The 19,218-nt window shown below is 73.8% G+C and carries 17 protein-coding genes; 15 read left to right on the top strand and 2 right to left on the bottom strand.

The window, feature by feature from the left end; all coding sequences use genetic code 11:
• Positions 1-3: 3 nt before the first annotated feature.
• Complete coding sequence (locus MU522_RS11525; RefSeq protein ID WP_246991154.1) at positions 4-2,232, top strand: bifunctional (p)ppGpp synthetase/guanosine-3',5'-bis(diphosphate) 3'-pyrophosphohydrolase; 2,229 nt, start codon at positions 4-6, stop codon at positions 2,230-2,232.
• A gap of 55 nt (positions 2,233-2,287) precedes the next feature.
• On the opposite strand, the gene MU522_RS11520 is transcribed toward MU522_RS11525, so the two are convergent.
• Entirely contained in the window at positions 2,288-3,814 is a 1,527-nt protein-coding gene (locus tag MU522_RS11520; RefSeq protein ID WP_348645598.1) for a DUF349 domain-containing protein, read from the bottom strand.
• A 48-nt stretch (positions 3,815-3,862) separates the two neighbouring features.
• Positions 3,863-4,621: a peptidylprolyl isomerase gene (locus MU522_RS11515; protein ID WP_246991151.1), complete on the bottom strand. Its 759-nt coding sequence runs from the start codon at positions 4,619-4,621 to the stop codon at positions 3,863-3,865.
• A gap of 85 nt (positions 4,622-4,706) precedes the next feature.
• Between MU522_RS11515 and MU522_RS11510 the strand changes: the two genes are divergently transcribed.
• The 14 genes from MU522_RS11510 to MU522_RS11445 all read left to right on the top strand — a co-directional run bounded on the left by MU522_RS11510 (position 4,707) and on the right by MU522_RS11445 (position 19,205).
• Positions 4,707-6,032 carry a replication-associated recombination protein A gene (locus MU522_RS11510; RefSeq protein WP_246991148.1) on the top strand — a complete coding sequence of 442 codons (1,326 nt, stop codon included), beginning with the start codon at positions 4,707-4,709 and terminating at the stop codon, positions 6,030-6,032.
• 126 nt (positions 6,033-6,158) lie between these two features.
• On the top strand, positions 6,159-6,788 hold the full coding sequence (gene rpsD / locus MU522_RS11505) for a 30S ribosomal protein S4 (RefSeq protein ID WP_128189166.1): 630 nt from the start codon (positions 6,159-6,161) through the stop codon (positions 6,786-6,788).
• A gap of 113 nt (positions 6,789-6,901) precedes the next feature.
• Positions 6,902-7,081 (top strand): hypothetical protein, encoded by a 180-nt coding sequence (locus MU522_RS11500; RefSeq protein ID WP_128189167.1) that lies wholly within the window; start codon positions 6,902-6,904, stop codon positions 7,079-7,081.
• 75 nt (positions 7,082-7,156) lie between these two features.
• On the top strand, positions 7,157-9,814 hold the full coding sequence (alaS, locus tag MU522_RS11495; protein WP_246991140.1) for an alanine--tRNA ligase: 2,658 nt from the start codon (positions 7,157-7,159) through the stop codon (positions 9,812-9,814).
• 14 nt (positions 9,815-9,828) lie between these two features.
• Positions 9,829-10,302, top strand: a complete 474-nt coding sequence (ruvX, locus tag MU522_RS11490; RefSeq protein ID WP_128190504.1) for a Holliday junction resolvase RuvX — start codon at positions 9,829-9,831, stop codon at positions 10,300-10,302.
• 1 nt (position 10,303) lies between these two features.
• A complete protein-coding gene (gene mltG / locus MU522_RS11485; RefSeq protein WP_246991138.1) occupies positions 10,304-11,380 on the top strand; it encodes an endolytic transglycosylase MltG in 1,077 nt (358 codons plus the stop codon).
• 1 nt (position 11,381) lies between these two features.
• Entirely contained in the window at positions 11,382-12,233 is an 852-nt protein-coding gene (locus tag MU522_RS11480) for a shikimate dehydrogenase (protein WP_246991135.1), read from the top strand.
• Positions 12,234-12,235: 2 nt separating this feature from the next.
• Entirely contained in the window at positions 12,236-13,423 is a 1,188-nt protein-coding gene (gene aroC, locus MU522_RS11475) for a chorismate synthase (protein ID WP_246991132.1), read from the top strand.
• Positions 13,420-13,959: a shikimate kinase gene (locus tag MU522_RS11470; protein WP_246991129.1), complete on the top strand. Its 540-nt coding sequence runs from the start codon at positions 13,420-13,422 to the stop codon at positions 13,957-13,959. The genes aroC and MU522_RS11470 overlap by 4 nt, the downstream gene beginning before the upstream one ends.
• A gap of 20 nt (positions 13,960-13,979) precedes the next feature.
• A complete protein-coding gene (gene aroB / locus MU522_RS11465; RefSeq protein WP_146356218.1) occupies positions 13,980-15,041 on the top strand; it encodes a 3-dehydroquinate synthase in 1,062 nt (353 codons plus the stop codon).
• Between the two features lie 313 nt (positions 15,042-15,354).
• On the top strand, positions 15,355-15,789 hold the full coding sequence (aroQ, locus tag MU522_RS11460) for a type II 3-dehydroquinate dehydratase (RefSeq protein ID WP_128190030.1): 435 nt from the start codon (positions 15,355-15,357) through the stop codon (positions 15,787-15,789).
• Positions 15,790-15,842: 53 nt separating this feature from the next.
• Complete coding sequence (efp, locus tag MU522_RS11455; protein WP_246991126.1) at positions 15,843-16,406, top strand: elongation factor P; 564 nt, start codon at positions 15,843-15,845, stop codon at positions 16,404-16,406.
• A 1-nt stretch (position 16,407) separates the two neighbouring features.
• Positions 16,408-16,827 carry a transcription antitermination factor NusB gene (nusB, locus tag MU522_RS11450; protein WP_128190032.1) on the top strand — a complete coding sequence of 140 codons (420 nt, stop codon included), beginning with the start codon at positions 16,408-16,410 and terminating at the stop codon, positions 16,825-16,827.
• A 74-nt stretch (positions 16,828-16,901) separates the two neighbouring features.
• Entirely contained in the window at positions 16,902-19,205 is a 2,304-nt protein-coding gene (locus tag MU522_RS11445) for a cell wall-binding repeat-containing protein (RefSeq protein ID WP_246991123.1), read from the top strand.
• The last annotated feature ends 13 nt before the right edge of the window (positions 19,206-19,218 follow it).

Below are 19,218 nucleotides of genomic sequence, written 5' to 3'. Positions count from 1 at the left end.
GAGATGAGCGACGCCCAGCAGACCTCGGGCGGCTTCCGCACGCTGCTGCCCTTCCTCTTCTCCCGCTCGCACCGCGCGGGCGCCGTCGACGAGCTGATCCGCACGGTCAAGTCGCAGCACCCGAAGGGCGACACCGGGCTCATCCAGCGCGCGTACATCGTCGCCGAGGAGGCGCACCGCGGCCAGTACCGCAAGTCGGGCGAGCCGTACATCACGCACCCCGTCGCGGTCGCGCAGATCCTCGCCGACCTCGGCATCGGAGCCATCACCGTCGCCGCCGCGCTGCTCCACGACACCGTCGAGGACACCTCCTACACGCTCGAGCAGTGCCGCGCCGACTTCGGCGACGAGATCGCGATGCTCGTCGACGGGGTCACGAAGCTCGACAAGCTGAAGTACGGCGAGTCGGCGCAGGCCGAGACGGTGCGCAAGATGGTCGTCGCGATGTCGAAGGACATCCGCGTGCTCGTCATCAAGCTCGCCGACCGGCTCCACAACGCGCGCACGTGGGGCTTCGTCTCGGACGAGTCGGCGCAGCGCAAGGCCCGCGAGACGATCGAGATCTACGCGCCGCTCGCGCACCGGCTCGGCATCCAGACGATGAAGGTCGAGCTCGAGGACCTCTCGTTCGCGGTGCTGCAGCCGAAGGTCTACCTCGAGATCAAGAACCTCGTCGAGGCGCGCGCTCCGGAGCGGGAGCGGTACCTCGAGGAGGTCGTGTCCGGCCTCAGCGAGGACATGAAGTCGCAGAGGATCCGCGGCCGCATCGCGGGTCGACCGAAGCAGTACTACTCGATCTACAACAAGATGCGGGTGCGCGGCCACGACTTCGCCGACATCTACGACCTCGTGGGCGTGCGCGTGATCGTGCAGTCGGTGCGCGACTGCTACGCGGTGCTCGGCGCGATCCACGCGCGCTGGCAGCCGATGCCGGGCCGCCTCAAGGACTACATCGCGACGCCGAAGTTCAACCTCTACCAGTCGCTGCACACGACCGTCATCGGCCCGCGCGGCCACCACGTCGAGATCCAGATCCGCACCGAGGAGATGCACCGCCGCGCCGAGTACGGCGTCGCGGCGCACTGGAAGTACAAGCAGGGCGGCGGCGCGATGTCGTCGACCGACATGGCGTGGCTCGCGCACATCAACGACTGGCAGGAGGAGACCACCGACCCCGGCGAGTTCCTCGACTCCCTGCGGTTCGAGATCGGCGCGAAGGAGCTCTACGTCTTCACGCCGAAGGGCAAGGTGATCGGCCTGCCCGCCGGCGCGACCCCCGTCGACTTCGCCTACGCGGTGCACACCGAGGTCGGCCACCGCACCATGGGCGCGAAGGTCAACGGCCGCCTCGTGCCGCTCGACACGAAGCTCGCGACCGGCGACATCGTCGAGGTGCTCACGTCGAAGAACCCGGATGCGGGGCCGAGCCAGGACTGGCAGGGCTTCGTCACGTCGCCCCGCGCGCGCAGCAAGATCCGCCAGTGGTTCCAGCGCGAGCGCCGCGACGAGGCGGTCGAGGTCGGCAAGGAGGCGATCGCGAAGGCCATGCGCCGCCACGACCTGCCGCTGCAGAAGCTCATGGGCCGGGATGCGTTCGCGCAGGTGGCGGCGCAGCTGAAGTACGACGACGTGACCGCCCTGTACGCCGCCGTGGGCGAGGGGCACGTCTCGACGCAGTCGGTGCTCGAGAAGGTCGTGTCGGCGATCCGCGTCGACGAGGCCGCGGACGACGACGCGCACGTGACGGTCCTCCCGAGCAAGGCGCCGAGGCCCGCGTCGAGCGCCTCCGGCGTGCTCGTGCGGGGCGCCGACGACATCCTCGTGAAGCTGTCGAAGTGCTGCACGCCCGTGCCGGGCGACGAGATCGTCGGCTTCGTCACGCGCGGCCAGGGCGTGAGCGTGCACCAGCGCAGCTGCCCGAACGTGCAGGGCCTGCTCGCCGAGCCCGAGCGCATGATCGAGGTCGAGTGGGCGGCGACGTCGAAGGGGCTGTTCCTCGTGAACATCCAGGTCGAGGCGCTCGACCGCTCGGGGCTGCTGAGCGACATCACCCGCGTGCTGACCGAGCACCACGTCAACATCCTCTCGGCGAGCGTGCACACCGGCACCGACCGGCTCGCGATCAGCCGCTTCGCGTTCGAGATGGGCGACGTGACGCACCTCGACCACGTGCTGAACGCGGTGCGCCGCATCGACGGCGTCTACGACGTCTACCGCATCACGACGGGCTGACGGACGACGAGGGGGCCGGCGCCATCGGCGCCGGCCCCCTGCTCGCCCTGCTGCGTCAGCCTGCGGCTGCGACGACCTCGAGCCACGAGCGCTTCGTCTGCAGCTCGGCCTCGAGCTCTGCCTTGCGGCGCGCATCCGTCGTGTCCGCGATCTCGGCCTCGAGCTTCTCGATGGCCTCCTCGAGCTGGCCGGCGAGGCCCTCGGAGCGCGCCTTGCGCTCGGGGTTCGACGCCTTCCAGTGCTGCTCGTCGAGCTCGCGCACGTGCGTCTCGATCTTGCGCATGCGGTCCTCGACCTCGCGCAGCGCCTCGCGGGGCACGCGGCCGATCTCGTCCCAGCGGCGCTGCACGCCGAGCAGCGCCTCGCGCGCCTTGGCGCGGTCGGTGATCTCGAGGATCGGCGTCGCCTCCTCGAGCAGCGCGCGCTTGGCGGCCAGGTTCTCGGCGTACTCCTCGTTGTCGACCGCGGCCTGCTCGGCCTTCGCGGCGAACAGCACGTCGCCGGCCTCCTTGAACTGGGCCCACAGCGCGTCGTCGATCTTGCGGCCGGCGCGGCCGGCTGCCTTCCACTGGTCGAGCAGCGCGCGGTAGGCGGGGATGCCGTCGACGCCCTTCGGCGCGAGCGCCTGGGCCTGCTCGACGAGCGCCTGCTTGCGCGCGCGGACGTCCTTGTGGGATGCGTCGAGGTCGGCGAAGAAGCGGCGGCGGGCGGTCTCGAGGGTCGAGCGCGCATCGCGGAAGCGCTTCCAGAGCGCGTCGGCCTGGCCCTTCGACAGCCGCGGGCCGTCCTTCTGCAGGCGCTGCCAGTCGGCGAAGAGCACGTCGACCTGCTGCATCGTCTGCTTCCACTGCACGTTCTCGAGGTCGCCGCTCGCGAGCTGCTCGATCGCCTCGACGACGCGCGTGCGCTCGGCGATGGCCTCGTCGACCTCAGCCTTGCTCGCGGCCTGCTGCTTCGCCTCGAGCTCGCCGAGCTCGCCGCGGAGCGCGTCGAGGCGGCTGAGCAGCGACGGGATGTCGCCGACCGCGGGCGCCTCGAGCACGGTCGCGTGGAGGTGCGAGGCGGCCTTCGCCACGTCGCGGGCGCTCGCGCCGCCGCGGATGCGCTGCTCGAGCAGGCGGACCTGGCCCTCGAGGTCGGCGAACTTGCGCTCGAAGTAGCCGAGCGCCTCCTCGGCCGTGACGTCCGGGAACTGGCCGACGACGCGCCATCCGTCGCCGTCCTTGACCGCGACCGTGCCGGCGGCGTCGACCCGGCCGAGCTCGCGCTCGATGACCGGCTCGCCCATGACGGGCGCGGCGGGCTCCTCGGCGGCAGCCTCCTGCTCGGCGGGAACCTGCTCCTCAGCGGGAGCCTGCTCGTCGGAGGCAGGCGCCTCCTGCTCGGTGGCCGCAGCCTCCTCGGGCGCCTCCTGCTCGACGGGCGCCTCCTCCTCGGCAGCGGGAGCCTCCGGCTGGGCGGGAGCCTCCGGCTCGGCGGACTGCTCCACCTGCTCGGCGGGCGCCTCCTGCTCGGGGGCGTCCTGCGGCGCGGCAGGCTGCTCCGACGCGGCGGGGTCGATGGGCTGGGTGGGCTCGGGCATGACGGAGTCTCTCGTACGAGGGGACGGGCAGGTAGAGCGTAGCGCGGGCTACTGCAGGACGAAGTCCTCGATCGTGACCGGCTCCGCGGGTGCGCCGTCGGGCACGCCGCCCGCCGTGCCCTTCGAGATGACGGCCTCCTGCAGCTCGTCGAGGCCGCCGGTGACGCGGCCGATCACGCTGTAGCCGCCGGCGGAGTCGGAGGGGATGCTCGTGTCGCCGTAGACGATGAAGAACTGGTGGCCGTTCGAGTCGGCGTTGCCCGACTGGCGGGCCATCGCGATGGTGCCCTCGACGTAGAGGTCGTCGGCGGGCGCGTTCTCGACCGGGCCGTACATGTAGGTCGGGTCGCCGCCGCCCTGGCCGTCGACCGAGCCGCACTGCAGCACCGAGAAGCCCTCGCTCGTCGTCAGGCGGTGGCACGTCTTGCCGTCGTAGTAGTCGCGCTGCGTGTCGGCCAGCACGGCGGAGACGGCCTGGGGAGCCGCGGCGCCGTCGAGCTCGACGTCGAGCTCCACGCCGTTCACGGTGAGGGAGCCGGTCCACGTGCGGCCCTCGGCGAGCGAGGGGTCGGGCACGGTCGACTCGGCCGCGGGCGCGGTCGCGCTGGGCGTCGGCGCCGCGGTGTCGGCCAGGTCCGCGGGAGCGGGGCGGGTGGCGATGAGCGCGGTGCCGCCCGCGAGCACGACGAGCGCGAGCGCGGCCCCGATGAGGGAGTCGCGGCGCTGCCGGCGCTGCCGGCGCTCGTGCACGGCCTGCCGCGCGCGGTAGTCGCGGACGCGCCGCTCCTGCTCCTGCTTCGTGACCACGGGCTCTCCTCTGCCGCTCGCGCACCCGCTCGGTGCGGCGTTCAGGCTACCGGGTCGTGTGGGCGGCGCCGCCTAGGCTGGGGGCATGGCAGGAGGGACGACAGCGCCGCTCGCCGTGCGCATGCGCCCGACGAGCCTCGACGACGTCGTCGGCCAGCGCCACCTGCTCGGCCCCGGCTCGCCGCTGCGCCGGCTCGCGGCGCCGAGCGAGGGCGCGAGCGGGCAGAGCGTCATCCTCTGGGGCCCGCCCGGCACTGGCAAGACGACGCTCGCGCAGTCGATCGCGCACTCCTCCGACCGGCGCTTCGTCGAGCTGAGCGCCGTCACGGCCGGCGTCAAGGACGTCCGCCAGGTGATGGAGGCGGCGCTGAACGACCGCGACCTCTTCCAGCGCTCCACCGTGCTCTTCCTCGACGAGATCCACCGCTTCACCAAGGCCCAGCAGGACGCGCTGCTGCCGGGCGTCGAGCAGGGCTGGGTCACGCTCATCGCCGCGACGACCGAGAACCCGTCGTTCAGCGTCATCAGCCCGCTGCTGTCGCGCTCGCTGCTGCTGACGCTCGAGCCGCTCGGCGACGACGACATCGCCGAGCTCGTCGACCGCGCGATCGCCGACCCGCGCGGCTTCGACGGGCGCATCGCCCTCGACGACGAGGCGCGCGCGCAGCTGATCCGGCTCTCCTCCGGCGACGCGCGGCGCGCGCTCACGGCGCTCGAGGCCGCCGGCGCCCACGCGCTCGAGGCGGCGGGCGATGGCGACGCGGATGCGCCGACGACCGTCACGGCCGAGGCCCTGGCGAGCGCCGTCGACCGCGCGCTGCTGCGCTACGACCGGCAGGGCGACGAGCACTACGACGTCATCTCGGCGTTCATCAAGTCGGTGCGCGGCTCCGACCCCGACGCGGCGCTCCACTGGCTCGCCCGCATGATCGAGGCGGGGGAGGACCCGCGCTTCATCGCCCGGCGCATCATCGTGCTCGCCGCCGAGGACATCGGGATGGCCGACCCGCAGGGCCTCGTGGTGGCGACCGCCGCCGCGCAGGCGGTGCAGATGATCGGCATGCCCGAGGGGCGCATCCCGCTCGCCGAGGCGGTCGTCTACCTCGCCACCGCGCCGAAGTCCAACCGCTCCTACCTCGGCATCGACCGCGCGATCGCCGACGTGCGCTCGGGCGACATCGGCCGCGTGCCGACGCACCTGCGAGACGCGCACTACCCGGGCGCCAAGCGGCTCGGCCACGGCAAGGGCTACCGCTACGCGCACGACGCGCCGGCCGGCGTCGCGACCCAGCAGCACCTGCCCGACCCGCTCGTGGGGCGCCGCTACTACGAGCCGGGCGCCCACGGCTACGAGCGCGACGTCGCAGCTCGCCTCGAGCGCATCCGCCGCATCCTCTCCGGCGACGCCTGACCTCTGGTAGCCTGGTCGCTGGTCCTCTGGCAGCCCGGCTGCCGACGCAGGACCCGCACCCCTCCTTAGGTCCCGGCACTCGGCCGGGACAGCCGCTCGCGCGGCAGCGACTCAGCGAAGGAAGTCATGTCCACGAAGTCCCGTACCCGGTCGAAGACGCGCCTCTCGCGCGCCCTCGGCATCGCCCTCACGCCGAAGGCGGCGCGCTACCTCGAGAAGCGCCCCTACGGCCCCGGCCAGCACGGCCGCACCAAGCGCAAGGCCGACAGCGACTACGCCGTCCGCCTCCGCGAGAAGCAGCGCCTGCGCGCCCAGTACGGCATCCGCGAGGCGCAGCTGCGCAACACCTTCAACGAGGCCCGCCGCCAGTCCGGCCTGACGGGTGAGAACCTCGTCGAGCTGCTCGAGATGCGCCTCGACGCGCTCGTGCTCCGCTCGGGCTTCGCCCGCACGATGTCGCAGGCCCGCCAGATGGTCGTGCACCGCCACATCATGGTCGACGGCCAGCGCGTCGACCGCCCCTCGTTCCGCGTGAAGGAGGGCCAGCTCATCCACGTGCACCAGCGCAGCGAGGGCATGGAGCCCTTCCAGGTCGCGGCCGCAGGCGGCCACGCCGGCGTGCTCCCGCCCGTCCCGCCGTACCTCGACGTGCAGCTCGACCGCCTCCAGGCCCGCCTCGTGCGCCGCCCGAAGCGCGCCGAGGTGCCCGTCGTCGCCGACGTCCAGCTCGTCGTCGAGTACTACGCCGCTCGCTGATCCGAGCGCATCGAGGAGGGGTCGCCAGCCGGCGGCCCCTCTTCGTCGTTAGACTGTCCGAGCCCGTGCGCCGATCCGGCGCGGGGCGAAGCGAGACACGAGGGGGACCCGCTGTGAAGAAGCTCCTGTTCCTGGCCGTCGGCGTCGTCATCGGCGTCTTCGCCGCCCGCCGCATCGAGGAGACCGAGAAGGGCAAGGCGTTCCTCGACAACGTCGACTCGCGCGGCCGTGAGTTCACGGACGCCGTCAAGGACGGCTACCAGGCACGCGACCGCGAGCTGCGAGGCGAGTGACGACACCCGATCCGAGCCCGGGCGCTGCGCGCCCGGGCTCGTCAGGCCCCGACGGGGCTGGAAAGACCTGACCCCATGCAGACCGCAGAGATCCACAGCCGCTTCCTGAAGCACTTCGAGGCCAAGGACCACACCATCGTCCCCTCGGCGTCGCTCGTCAGCGACGACCCCGCGATCATGTTCACGATCGCCGGCATGGTGCCGTTCATCCCCTACCTCTCCGGCCGGGTGCCCGCCCCCTGGCCGCGCGTCGCCGACGTGCAGAAGTGCATCCGCACCCTCGACATCGAGGAGGTCGGCCGCACGCCCCGCCACGGCACCTTCTTCCAGATGGCCGGCAACTGGTCGTTCGGCGACTACTTCAAGCGCGAGGCGATCGCCTACGCGTGGGAGCTGCTCACCGGCTCCGAGGCCGACGGCAAGTTCGGCTTCGACCCCAAGGACCTCTGGGTCACCGTCTTCGAGACCGACGACGAGGCCGAGCGCCTCTGGCTCGAGGTCACCGACGTCGACGCGTCGCGCATCCAGCGCCTCGGCCTCGAGGACAACTACTGGATGACCGGGCAGCCCGGCCCCGCCGGCCCCGACTCCGAGATCTTCTTCGACCTCGGCCCCGAGCACGGCCCCGACGGCGGCCCCGCGACCGGCAGCGACCGGTACGTCGAGATCTGGAACCTCGTCTTCATGCAGGACGAGATCGCCGACGTGCGCTCGAAGACCGACTTCACGATCGTGCGCGAGCTGCCGAACAAGAACATCGACACCGGCATGGGGCTCGAGCGCGTCGCGTTCCTCAAGCAGGGCGTGCAGAACATCTACGAGATCGACCAGGTGCGCCCCGTGCTCGACGTCGCGGGCGAGCTCTCCGGCCGCCGCTACGGCGCCGCGACCGAGGACGACGTGCGGATGCGCGTGGTCGCCGACCACGTGCGCTCGTCGCTCATGCTCATGGGCGACGGGGTGACGCCCGGCAACGACGGCCGCGGCTACATCCTGCGCCGCCTCATGCGCCGCTCGGTGCGCTCGATGCGCCTGCTCGGCGTGCACGAGGCGACGTTCCCGGCGCTGTTCGAGGCGAGCTACCGCGCCATGGTGACCGCGTACCCCGAGCTCGAGGCCGCGTACCCGCGCATCGCGCGGCTCGCGGTGAACGAGGAGGAGACGTTCCTCCGCACCCTCGAGTCGGGCTCGACGGTGCTCGACCTCGCGATGTCCGACGTGCGCCGCGACTCCGGCCACGTCGTGCCGGGCAAGACGGCGTTCCTGCTGCACGACACCTACGGGTTCCCGATCGACCTGACGATGGAGATCGCCGAGGAGGCGGGCCTCGAGGTCGACCGCTCGACGTTCGAGACGCTCATGAGCGAGCAGCGCACGCGGGCGAAGGCCGACGCGAAGTCGCGCCGGCGGCAGCTCGCCGACCTGTCGGTCTACTCGGAGCTGCGCGCGAAGGGCGAGACGGCCTTCCTCGGCTACGACGAGCTGCAGGCCGACGGCGAGGTCATCGGCATCATCGCCGACGGCGCCCAGGTGCAGCGCGCGGGCGTCGGCGACGAGGTCGAGGTCGTCCTCACCGCCACGTCGCTCTACGCGGAGTCGGGCGGCCAGGACAGCGACCAGGGCACGCTCGTCGGCTCCGGCTTCGAGGCCGACGTGCTCGACGTGCAGCGCCCGGTGCAGGGCCTCATCAGCCACACGGTGCGGGTGACGTCGGGCGAGCTCGCCGTCGGCGACCTCGCGCACGCGGCCGTCGACCCGCTCTACCGGCGCGCGGCCAACCAGGCGCACTCCGCGACGCACGTCGTGCACGCGGCGCTGCGCCAGCTGCTCGGCCCCGACGCGGCCCAGTCGGGCTCGTACAACAAGGCCGGCTACATGCGCCTCGACTTCTCCTGGTCGAGCGCCCTCTCGAGCGACATGCGCCAGGAGCTCGAGGGCATCGCGAACTCGGCGATCCGCGACGACCTGCCGGTCGAGACGCGCGTCATGCCGATCGACGAGGCGAAGTCGCTCGGCGCCATGGCGCTGTTCGGCGAGAAGTACGGCGACACCGTGCGCATGGTCGACATCGGCGGCCCCTGGTCGCGCGAGCTGTGCGGCGGCACCCACGTGGGCGCCTCCAGCCAGATCGGGCTCATCTCGATCACGAGCGAGTCGAGCGTCGGCTCGACCAACCGGCGCGTCGAGGCCGCCGTGGGCCCGGATGCGTTCCGCCAGCTGGTCGCGGAGCGCACGCTCGTGAGCGAGCTCACCGGCATGCTGAAGACGCCGAAGGAGCAGCTGCCCGGCCGCATCCAGGAGCTCGTGACCTCGCTCAAGGCGGCCGAGAAGCGCATCGCCGAGTTCGAGTCGCAGCAGCTGGCCGGCCGCGTCGGACCGATCGCCGAGGCCGCCGAGGCGGTCGGCGCGCTGCGCTTCGCCTCGGTCGACCTGGGCCGGATCGGCTCCGCCGACGACCTCCGCTCGGTCGCGTCGCAGGTGCGCGAGCGCCTCGGCGCCGACCCCGCGGTCGTCGCGATCGGCGGCGGGGTCGACGGCCGCCCGGCGATCGTGGTCGCCACCAACCAGGCCGCGCGCGACGCGGGCGTCGTCGCGGGCCCGCTCGCCAAGGCGGCCGCGGGCGCGCTCGGCGGCGGCGGCGGCGGCAAGCCCGACATGGCGCAGGGCGGCGGGCAGGACGCGGCCGCGATGCCCGCGGCGATCGCCGCCGTGCGCGAGGGGCTCCGCCGCTGAGCGCGGCGACGGCGATGCGCCGGGGCGTCAGGATCGGCGTCGACGTGGGCCGCGCCCGGGTCGGGGTCGCCAGGTGCGACCTCGACGGGCTGCTCGCGACGCCGGTGGAGACCATCCAGCGCGCCGACGTCGACCCCGTCGCACGCCTCGCCGCGATCGCCGAGGAGCTCGGCGCGATCGAGGCGGTCGTGGGGCTGCCGATCTCGCTCTCCGGCGCCGACACCCCGAGCACCCAGGACGCGCGCGACATGGCCTCCGCGCTCGCGCGCTCGCTGCCCGTGCGGCTCGTGGACGAGCGGCTCTCGACCGTCACCGCCTCGGCGGGCATGCGCGCGGCCGGCAGGTCGTCGCGCCAGCAGCGCCAGAGCATCGACCAGGCCGCGGCCGTGGTCATCCTGCAGCACGCACTCGACAGCGAGCGCACCGCCGGGCGGGCGCCCGGCGAGGTGCTCACCGACGGCGGCGCAGCCGCCCCCATGGAGGACTGAGATGGCTGGACGTCGCGCGCGGGAGCGCAGGGCCCGAGGCCGCCGCAGGCTCATCGGCTGGAGCATCGCGCTCGTGGTGGTCGTCGGCGCGATCATCGCCGCAGTGGTCGTGGTGCCGCGCCTGGTCGACCGCTTCAGCGGCCCCGAGGACTACGCGGGCCCCGGCACCGGCGAGGTGATCGTGCAGGTGCAGTCGGGCCAGAACGGCTACGACGTCGCGGCGGAGCTCGCCGAGCAGGACGTCATCGCGAGCGCGGAGGCGTTCACCGACATCCTCGTCGCCGACCCCTCGATCCAGCTGCACCCGGGCGCGTACCGCGTGCAGCAGCAGATGTCGGCGCAGGGCGCGCTCGACGCGATCCTCGACCCCGCGAACAAGGTCGAGCTGCGCGTCACCGTGCCCGAGGGCTACACGCTGCCGCAGGTCTTCGAGCGGCTGGAGCGCGACCTCGGGATCCCGCAGGCCGAGTTCGTGCAGGCGAGCGGCGACCTCGCGCAGTTCGACCTGCCCGACGACGCGACGACGCTCGAGGGCTGGCTGTTCCCGGCCACGTACACCTTCGACGACGGCGTCACCGCGCCGGCCGTGCTGCAGGCGATGATCGCGCGCCAGACGCAGGCCCTCGACGCCGCCGGCGTCGCCGAGGCCGACCGCCAGCGGGTGCTGACCTTCGCGTCGCTCGTGCAGCGCGAGGCCAGGCTGCCCGACGACTTCGGCCGCGTCGCCCGCGTCTTCCAGAACCGGCTCGACATCAACATGCCGCTGCAGTCCGACGCGACCGTCGCCTACGGCACGGGCAACCTGCACGTCGTGACGACGACGGCTGAGGAGCGGGCCGACACCGAGAACCCGTACAACACGTACGCACGCCCCGGGCTGCCGGTCGGCCCGATCGGCGCCCCCGGCGACACCGCGCTCCAGGCGGCGCTCGCGCCGACCGAGGGGGACTGGCTCTACTTCGTCACGGTCAACCCGGAGACGGGCGAGACGGTCTTCTCGGAGACCTACGGCGAGCACCTGGCCGCCGTCGAGCAGTTCCAGCAGTTCCTGCGCGACAACCCGGGCTGGGGCGGCTGACGTGGCGGCCGTCGGCGGCGCGGCCGGCACCCGCCGCCTCGCCGTCGTCGGCCAGCCGGTCGCGCACTCGCTCTCGCCGGTGCTGCAGGGCGCGGCCGCGCGGGCGCTCGGCCTCGACTGGGCGTACGAGCGGCGCGAGGTGGCGCCCGGTGCGCTTCGGCCCTTCGTCGCCGGGCTGGATGCCGCGTGGCTCGGCCTCTCCGTCACCGCACCGCTGAAGGGTGAGGCGGCGGCGCTCGCATCGGCGCTCGACGAGCGCGCGACGCTCACGGGAGCCGCGAACACGCTGCTGCTCGGCGCGCGCGTGCGGGGCTGGAACACCGACGTCGGCGGCATCGTCCGGGCGTTCGCGGATGCGGGGCTCGGCTCCGTGCGGACGGGCGCGATCGTCGGCGCGGGCGCCACGGCGCAGTCCGCGCTCGTCGCGCTCGCCGAGCTCGGCGCCGAGCGCGTCGCCGTGGCGCTGCGGAGCCCGCACAAGGCCGAGGCGCTCGTGGCGCTGGGGGAGCGGCTCGGCGTGCTCGTCGCGCCCCAGGGCCTCGAGGTGCCCCTGCCCCCCGTCGACGCCGCCGTCTCGACGCTGCCCGCCGCGGCGCCGGTCGCGCCGGCGTTCGACGCGCCGCCGCCGCTGCTGCTCGACGCCGACTACGCGCGCGCCAACGGCTCCCGCTACCGCGGCGCGGTCCCCGCCGGGCAGCTGCTCGACGGCCGCGAGATGCTGCTCCAGCAGGCGGTGCTGCAGGCCCGCATCTTCGCGCTCGGCGAGGTGGAGGCGCCCCTGCCCGAGGAGGCGCGCGTCGTGAGGGCCATGCGCGCGGCACTGGAGGCATCCGCGGGTCTGGAAGAATCGTGACCATGCTGCGCTGGCTCACCGCCGGGGAATCCCACGGCCCCGAACTCATCGCCCTCCTCGAGGGGCTCCCCGCAGGGGTGCCGATCACCGCCGAGCAGATCCAGGCCGACCTGCAGCGGCGCAAGCTCGGCGCGGGCCGCGGCGCGCGCATGAAGTTCGAGCAGGACGAGCTGTCGATCTCGGGCGGCATCCGCCACGGTCGCTCGCAGGGCGGCCCCGTAGCGCTCCGCATCGGCAACACCGAGTGGCCGAAGTGGACCGAGGTCATGGGCGCCGCGCCGCTCGAGGGCGAGCTCACGGGCGCGCGCGCCGCGAAGCTGACCCGGCCCCGGCCCGGCCACGCCGACCTCGTGGGCATGCAGAAGCACGGCTTCGATGAGGCGCGCCCCGTGCTCGAGCGGGCGAGCGCCCGCGAGACCGCCGCCCGCGTGGCGCTCGGCGCCGTCGCGCGCGCGTTCCTCGGCGAGCTCGGCGTGCGGCTCGTCAGCCACACCCTCTCGATCGGCCCCGTGCGCGTGCCGGACGACGCGCCGCTGCCGACCGCCGACGACGTCGACCGGCTCGACGGCGACGAGCTGCGCTGCCTGCACCCGGCCACGAGCGCTGCGATGCTCGCCGAGGTCGAGGACGCCCGGCGCTCGGGCGACACGCTCGGCGGCATCGTCGAGGTGCTCGCCTACGGCCTGCCGCCGGGCCTCGGCTCCTACGTGCACTGGGACCGCCGCCTCGACGGACGGCTCGCGCAGGCCCTCATGAGCATCCAGGCCATCAAGGGCGTCGAGGTCGGCGACGGCTTCGAGACCACCCGGCGGCGCGGGAGCGTCGCGCACGACGAGCTGCTCGTCGGCGAGGACGGCGTCACGCGCGAGACCGTGCGCGCCGGCGGCATCGAGGGCGGCATGTCCACCGGCGGCGTGCTGCGCGTCCGCGCGGGGATGAAGCCCATCGCCACCGTGCCGCGGGCCCTGCGCACCGTCGACGTCGCGACCGGCGAGGCCGCGCAGGCGCACCACCAGCGCAGCGACGTCTGCGCGGTGCCCGCCGCGGGCGTCGTCGCCGAGGCGATGGTCGCGCTCGTGCTCGCCGATGCGGTCGTCGAGAAGTTCGGCGGCGACTCGGTCGCCGAGACGCGCCGCAACCTCGACGCCTACCTCGCCGCCATCCCCGAGCAGCTGCGCACGACGCCGTGACGGCCGACGGGCCGCGGCCGGGCGACGAGGCCGGCACGACGCCGCCGGTCGCGCTCATCGGGCCGATGGCCGCCGGCAAGTCGTCGCTCGGGCGCAAGCTCGCCACCCGGATCGGGCGCACCTTCGTCGACACCGACCGGCTGGTCGCGCTCGAGCACGGCCCGATCCCCGAGATCTTCGCCGAGCACGGCGAGCCCGCCTTCCGCCGGTGGGAGGCCGAGGCCGTGCGGCACGCGCTCACGCCGGGCGGCGTGGTGGCGCTCGGCGGCGGCGCCGTGCTCGACGCCGGCACCCGGGCGCTCCTCGAGCACGCGACGGTCGTGCTCGTGACCGTCGATGAGCGCGCCGCCGAGCGGCGCATCGGCGGCGGCGGCAGGCCGCTGCTCGCCGACGGCATGGCGGCGTGGCGGCGCATCGCCGCGGAGCGCGCGCCGCTCTACCGCGAGCTCGCCGACGTCGAGCTCGACACATCCAGGACACCGATGGCCCAGCTCGTCGACCGGCTCGAGGCCTGGCTCGTCGAGCGCGGGCTGTGAACGCACATGAGGGGGAGCCGATGACCACCATCCGCGTCGAGACCGAGGCGCCGTACGACGTGCACGTCGGGCGGGGCATCCTCGTCGAGCAGGTGCGCGCGTCGCTCGGCGACGCGCAGCGGCTGCTCGTGGTGCACCAGCCGGCGATGAGCCGCATCGCCGACCACCTGAAGTCGGAGCTCGGCATCGAGGTGCTCCTCGCGGAGGTGCCCGACGCCGAGGCCGCCAAGCGCATCGAGGTCGCGCAGTTCCTGTGGCAGATCCTCGGCCAGGCCGAGTTCACCAGGACGGATGCGGTGCTGGGCCTCGGCGGCGGCGCCGTCACCGACCTGGCCGGCTTCGTCGCGGCCACGTGGCTGCGCGGCGTGCGAGTCCTCCAGGCGCCCACGAGCGTGCTCGGCATCGTCGACGCCGCCGTCGGCGGCAAGACCGGCATCAACACCGAGCAGGGCAAGAACCTCGTCGGCGCGTTCCACCACCCGGCGGCCGTCGTCGCCGACCTCGAGCTGGTCGACTCGCTCCCGCGCAACGAGCTGCTCACCGGCTTCGCCGAGATCGTGAAGGCCGGCTTCATCGCCGACCCGCGCATCCTCGAGCTGCTCGAGGGCTCGCTCGCGGCCGCGACCGACCCCGCCGCCCCGGAGTTCCAGGAGGTCGTGGCGCGCTCGATCGCGGTGAAGGCGCGAGTCGTGGCGAACGACTTCCGCGAGCACGGCGAGCGCGAGTTCCTGAACTACGGGCACACGCTCGGGCACGCGATCGAGCACACCGAGCGCTACCGCTGGCGGCACGGGGCGGCGGTCTCCATCGGCATGGTGTTCGCGGCGGAGCTCTCGCGGCTCGCCGGGCGCCTGCCCGAGTCCGTCGTCGACCGGCACCGGGCCATCCTCGAGTCCCTCGCGCTCCCGACCACCTACCCGGTCGGGCGCTGGCAGACGCTGCTCGGCACGATGCGCAAGGACAAGAAGACGCGCGGGTCGATGCTGCGGTTCGTCGTGCTCGACGACGTCGCGAAGCCGCGGATCCTCGAGGGCCCCGACGACAGCCTGCTGTTCATGGCCTACCAGTCGCTCGCCGACTGATCCGTCCCCGCCTGCGGTGCCTCCGACGCATCGCCGAGCGGTGCCTGCGGTGATCGAGTGGCGCCTCCGGTGACCGAGTGGCGACTCCGGTGGTCGAGTGGCGCCTGCGGCGATGGAGTGGCGCCCCCGGTGATCGAGTGGCGCCCGCGGCGGCTGGCGGCGGCCAAGCCACGTGGATCGCCACTCGATCGCGCGAGGCGCCAATCGATGGCGGAAGGCGCCACTCGATCGCAGAGGGCGCCACTCGACGGGGCTTCCCGATGGCGGATGCTCGGGTGCGGCTGGCGGGGCGGCGGTGCGGCAGACTGGCCGCATGCGCATCCTCGTCCTGAACGGGCCGAACCTCGGCCGGCTCGGCACCCGCGAGCCCGACGTCTACGGCACCGCGACGCTCGCCGACGTCGCACCGCTCGTCGAGGCCGCCGGCACCCTCGAGCGGCCGGTCGAGGCGGAGGTGCGGCAGACGGACGACGAAGCCGAGCTCGTCGGGTGGATCCACGAGGCCGTCGACACCGCGACGCCCGTGATCCTGAACCCCGCCGCCTTCACCCACTACTCCTACGCGCTCCGTGACGCGTGCGCGCAGCTGCAGGGCGTCGCGCCGCTCGTCGAGGTGCACATCTCGAACCCGCACGCGCGCGAAGCCTTCCGCCACACGTCGGTCGTGTCGGCCGTCGCGACGGGCGTCATCGCCGGCTTCGGCCTCGACGGCTACCGCCTGGCCGCCCTCGCGATCGCCGCCCGCTAGAATCGTCTGTCGGTCCGCTGAGGGCCCCACTGACCCCCACGGAACGGAACCCCATGGCAACCACGAACGACATCAAGAACGGCGCGGTGCTGAACCTCGACGACCAGCTCTGGAGCGTCATCGAGTTCCAGCACGTGAAGCCCGGCAAGGGCGGCGCGTTCGTGCGCACCAAGCTGCGCAACGTGCGCAGCCAGAAGGTCGTCGACAAGACCTTCAACGCCGGCACGAAGATGGAGTTCGCGACCGTCGACCGCCGCGACTACCAGTTCCTGTACAACGACGGCCAGGACTTCGTGTTCATGGACAACGACACGTACGAGCAGCTGCCGATCCCCGCCGCGACCGTCGGCGACGCCGCGAAGTACCTGCTCGAGAACGGCACCGCCGCCATCTCGATGCACGAGGGCGAGGCGCTGCAGGTCGAGCTGCCCGCGTCGGTCGTGCTCGAGATCACGTACACGGAGCCCGGCCTGCAGGGCGACCGCTCGAGCGCGGGCACGAAGCCCGCGACGGTCGAGACGGGCGCTGAGATCCAGGTGCCGCTCTTCGTCGAGCAGGGCACCCGCGTCAAGGTCGACACCCGCGACGGCAGCTACCTCGGCCGCGTCACCGACTGACGTGGGCGACGAGACCTACCCCTCCCGCCGCAAGGCCCGCAAGCACGCGGTCGAGGTGCTCTACTCGGCGCAGGCGCGCGACGAGTCGCCGGAGGCCGTGCTGCGCGACACCGCGGCCCGGCTCGGCTGGGCGAAGCACCCGTGGTTCGCGTTCGCGCGCGAGATCGTCGCGGGCGTCGCCGACGAGCAGGCGGGCATCGACGAGCTGATCGCCTCCTCGAGCGAGCACTGGCCGATCGACCGCATGCCGCGCACCGACCTCGCGATCCTGCGCGTCGGCGCATGGGAGCTCGAGCACGAGACGGCGCCCGCGAGCGTCGTCGTCTCGGAGGCGGTGCACCTGGCGAACGAGCTCTCGACAGAGCGCTCGGGCGCGTTCATCAACGGCGTGCTGGGGCGGATCGCGGCGCAGCGCGGCTGAGCGGGCGAGACCGGGCATCGTCGTAGGGTGACCTCGGGCGGCCGGCGGACATGTCGGGCCGTCGAGAGGATCCCATGCGCCGCTCACCGTTCCGCGTGCTGACACCGGTCGTCGGCCTCGTGGCGCTCGCGTCCGCGCTGCTGGTCGCACCCTCCTCGCCTGCCGTCGCCGTCGACTCGGCTGCGCCGGCGCCCGGCAGCATCGAGGAGTGCCTGGTGCGCTCGGCCATCGTGCCGGTCGACGCCGAGCCCTCGGAGGAGCCCGCGCAGGTGCGCGAGGCGGCGCTGCGCACGCTGCAGCACGCGCTGCTGTCGCGCCACCCCGATGCGCTCGGCGCAGCCGACCTGCTCCGCGCCCCCGACGGCGAGGGCGCGGGCATCGCGCTGCTCGCGGCGACTCCCTTCGCCGGCGAGCTCGTCGCCGAGGAGATCGCCGCCCTGCCGTCGCACCTGCGCTCGGCCGTCACCGACGACGACGTCGACGTCATCGGCGTCGCAGCCCAGCCGCTCCGCGCGCTGTGCGGCGCTCTCGACCGCGCCGTCGGTGCGGACGGGGCGACTGCCGACGCCCTCGTCTCGGCAGCGGTCGACCACCGGAGCGCCGTGCTGCGCCTCGGCGTCGACCGGTCCGGGGCGCTCCGCGCCGCCCCGGCGCGCGCGGGCGCGATCGAGGCGCTCCCGGATGCGTCGGCGGGCGAGGGCGCGGAGCCCGCGGCAGCCGACCTGCTCTCGGCCCTCGGGCTCTCGGGGCTCGGGGTGCCGGTCGAGATGGTCGCGGACGTCGCCGACGAGCCGGTCAGCCGGCTGCACGACGCGGACGGCTACGGCGGCGGCAACGCGATCCGCGTCGGCGGGCTCGCCTGCACGACCGGCTTCGCGGTGCGGACGGCCGACGGCGCCCCCGCCGTGATGAGCGCGGGCCACTGCCCGTCGCCGATCGGCTCGAACGGCGCATCCGTCGTCAGCGGCCACGCGAGCCAGCTGTGCGGGTGGGGGAGCGGTGCAGGCATCGGCCGGGTCTCGCAGAACCTGCTGTCGACCGGCTCCAAGGTCGACTCGATGGTGGTCCGCACGGGATCGGCCAGGCCCACCATGTGGCTCGGGAGCGCGTGCGCCGGGTCCGGCGAGACGGCGGTCCACGGGGCCGGCCAGGTGGGTGCGGGCCAGCAGGTCGGCTTCTCGGGCGCGCGGCAGGGCGAGCAGTACGCGACCCGCACCTCCGAGCCGACCGGCTGCTACGACTTCGGCTACTGGGCGTGCTCGGTGCAGCGCGCGATGTCGTCGCGCTCGACCTACGCCTGCCTGCCCGGCGACTCCGGCGGGCCCGCGTTCCGTCACCGCGCCGGCGGCGGCGTCATCGCGCTCGGTCTCATCACCGCCTCCGGCTACGACCTCGGCATCAACCGGTGCAGCTGGGTCGACATGGGCACGGCGCTGCACCTCAGCGGCGCGGCGATCATGACGCACGCCTCGCTCACCATGGCGCCGCCGGCCCGCATCGCAGGCGCCGACCGCTACCGGACCGCAGCGCTCATCGCGCAGCACGGCTACCCGGACGGCGCCGCGCAGGTCTACATCGCCAGCGGATCGCGCTTCGCCGATGCGCTGAGCGCCGGGGCGGCCGCGGCCCACGTGCGCGCGCCGCTGCTGCTCACCGCGCGAGACCTGCTGCCGTCCTCCGTGCGGCGAGAGCTCGCCAGGCTCGCGCCGGATGCGATCGTGCTGATCGGAGGCGAGCCGTCGGTGTCTGCCGAGGTCGAGGCCGAGCTCGCGGCGATCGCGCCCGTCACGCGGATCGGCGGCGCTGACCGCTACGAGACGAGCGCCCTGCTGGCTGCGCATGCGTTCCCCGAGGGAGCGGACCACGCGTTCGTCGCCACGGGCCGATCCTTCCCGGACGCACTGGCGGCGGGGCCCGCTGCCGCCCGCAGCCACGCGCCCGTGCTGCTCGTCGACGGCCGGACGCCCACCGCGGGAGCGGGCACGCTCGATGCGCTCTCGACCCTGGGCACGACGGAGGTGATCGTCGTGGGCGGCGAGCCATCGGTGAGCGACGCCGTCGCCGCGTCGCTGCGGGACGGTCGGACGGTGAGCCGCATCGCCGGCGCCGACCGCTATCAGACGGCGATCCGCGTGAACGCCGGGTTCGGCGCCCGCCCGCCCGCGATGTACGTCGCGAGCGGCGAGCGGTTCCCGGACGCCCTCGCGGCGGCTGCGGTGGCCGGGGCGCGCGGGGCTCCGCTCTACCTCACGCCGGGCTCGTGCCTCCACGCCGGACTGCCCGCGGAGCACACCAGGCTCGGCCGGCCCGGGGTCGTGCTGCTCGGCGGCACGCCCACGCTCGCCCTCGACGTCTCCCGATACGAGCTCTGCGGCTGACGAAACGGCAAGA

This window comes from Agrococcus sp. SCSIO52902 (assembly GCF_022983135.1).
In the GTDB taxonomy this organism is placed as follows: domain Bacteria; phylum Actinomycetota; class Actinomycetes; order Actinomycetales; family Microbacteriaceae; genus Agrococcus; species Agrococcus sediminis.
Note: the sequence above shows the minus strand (reverse complement) of the source record. Positions and strands in the feature narration are given on the sequence as shown.

Bases quoted from the DNA above. Each gene is read 5' to 3' on its own strand.
- MU522_RS11525 (WP_246991154.1), top strand. From the start codon at position 4: ATGAGCGACGCCCAGCAGACCTCGGGCGGCTTCCGCACGCTGCTGCCC.
- efp (WP_246991126.1), top strand. From the start codon at position 15,843: ATGGCAACCACGAACGACATCAAGAACGGCGCGGTGCTGAACCTCGAC.
- alaS (WP_246991140.1), top strand. From the start codon at position 7,157: ATGCAGACCGCAGAGATCCACAGCCGCTTCCTGAAGCACTTCGAGGCC.
- MU522_RS11445 (WP_246991123.1), top strand. From the start codon at position 16,902: ATGCGCCGCTCACCGTTCCGCGTGCTGACACCGGTCGTCGGCCTCGTG.
- aroQ (WP_128190030.1), top strand. From the start codon at position 15,355: ATGCGCATCCTCGTCCTGAACGGGCCGAACCTCGGCCGGCTCGGCACC.
- mltG (WP_246991138.1), top strand. From the start codon at position 10,304: ATGGCTGGACGTCGCGCGCGGGAGCGCAGGGCCCGAGGCCGCCGCAGG.
- MU522_RS11510 (WP_246991148.1), top strand. From the start codon at position 4,707: ATGGCAGGAGGGACGACAGCGCCGCTCGCCGTGCGCATGCGCCCGACG.
- aroB (WP_146356218.1), top strand. From the start codon at position 13,980: ATGACCACCATCCGCGTCGAGACCGAGGCGCCGTACGACGTGCACGTC.
- ruvX (WP_128190504.1), top strand. From the start codon at position 9,829: ATGCGCCGGGGCGTCAGGATCGGCGTCGACGTGGGCCGCGCCCGGGTC.
- aroC (WP_246991132.1), top strand. From the start codon at position 12,236: ATGCTGCGCTGGCTCACCGCCGGGGAATCCCACGGCCCCGAACTCATC.
- rpsD (WP_128189166.1), top strand. From the start codon at position 6,159: ATGTCCACGAAGTCCCGTACCCGGTCGAAGACGCGCCTCTCGCGCGCC.
- MU522_RS11520 (WP_348645598.1), bottom strand. From the start codon at position 3,814: ATGCCCGAGCCCACCCAGCCCATCGACCCCGCCGCGTCGGAGCAGCCT.